Genomic DNA, 1,318 nt, shown 5'->3' with positions numbered 1-1,318 from the left:
GAGCTGGGCCGCTTCCAAGCGAAATTCCGGGCTAAACGTTCTCTTCTTCGTCATCATCTGCACCTGATTGTCTCTGTGAGCCATCATACACTCAAAGTCAGGTGGCCAGATTCACTGTGCCACTACATATGAAACCCAACAAACATACTACTTACCGCTATGTTTTCAGCTGTAGTGGTCCAACTGGAGCGGACACCCCGATAAGCCTCATAATGAAGGTGTTCATGGCCAAGAAGACCCGATGTCAGTTTTCTGATGAATTCAAGGCGGATACGGTGGGCCAAGTGATCGATCGAGCGTATCCCGTGCCCGAGGCCGCCCTGCACTTGGGAATAGAGCAAAGCATGCTAGACAGTTGGTGACGAAATACCGTCTGCAGGCTTCCAGCCCCCCGAAGCGGTATGAGGACGATCGTGACGCCGAGATAAAAAGCTCCGCGAAGAAGTTCATAAGCTTCATATGGAAAAAGATATTCTGAAAAGGCGCCGGCCTACTTCGCCAAAGAGTCGAGCTGAGATATCAGTCCACCGAACCGGCGAAGGCCGCATACCCCGTGGACGTATTGCGTCGAGTCATGCGAGTTAGCCGGAGCGGTTTCTATGCTTGGCGACATCGTAGCCCTGATAACCGTCGGCAGGCCCCGTACAGAGAGGTCACAGAGACCCATCGCCGGAGGCGCGGCAGCTACGACAGCCGACACATGCTCAAAGACTGGGTAGCCATAGCTACTTGGTTGGCCGTTATCAGACTCACAGCTTGAAGCGAGAAGCCGGCGGCGAGGCACGGCAACGGCGACGCTGAAATTCTAGGCCTCGATGAGCCGCATGAGGAATTGATGGGACAATGCCGTCATGAAGCGCTTCTTCGGCCCACTGAAAAGCGAGTGAGTGACTGGATGACCAGCGGTATTAACTCCGCCAGACAGCACGGCGCGGTGTCGTCGAGTATATCGGGATGGAGCACAACAGCTGCCGGCTCCACTCGATGCTCGGCTACCAGTCACCGAGGGAGATCGAACTGGCAGCTACGGCTTAAAATGTGTCCGCTCTCTTTGGAGCAGCACAGACTCAGCCTTCGAGCCATTGCTCGAAGGCTGAGTCGACGGTCTCGATTTTCAAGCGCAACGCTATTGAAGAATGAAGCACTCTAAATAGTTATGCATTGCTACCGCACGGCGCTGCAGCAAGGCAACAGGGAAAACGCATGAAAGCTTTCAGACCGCGAGAATGTCAGCAAGATATGTCTCAACCAGTGCCGCTTTCTTCTGTTTCCGCCGAATTCCGCCTTTGAAAGATTTCTCTCCTTTCAGGTAATTCAG

The 1,318-nt window shown here is 53.8% G+C and carries 1 pseudogene; it reads left to right on the top strand.

Going from position 1 to position 1,318, the window contains the following annotated elements:
• The first annotated feature begins 224 nt into the window (after positions 1-224).
• Positions 225-1,035: pseudogene (locus MKZ40_RS16765) on the top strand (transposase).
• Positions 1,036-1,318 lie beyond the last annotated feature (283 nt).

Origin of the sequence: Cobetia sp. BMC6 (assembly GCF_029991385.1) — a bacterium.
GTDB lineage: Bacteria > Pseudomonadota > Gammaproteobacteria > Pseudomonadales > Halomonadaceae > Cobetia.
This window is presented reverse-complemented; position numbering and strand designations above follow the sequence as displayed.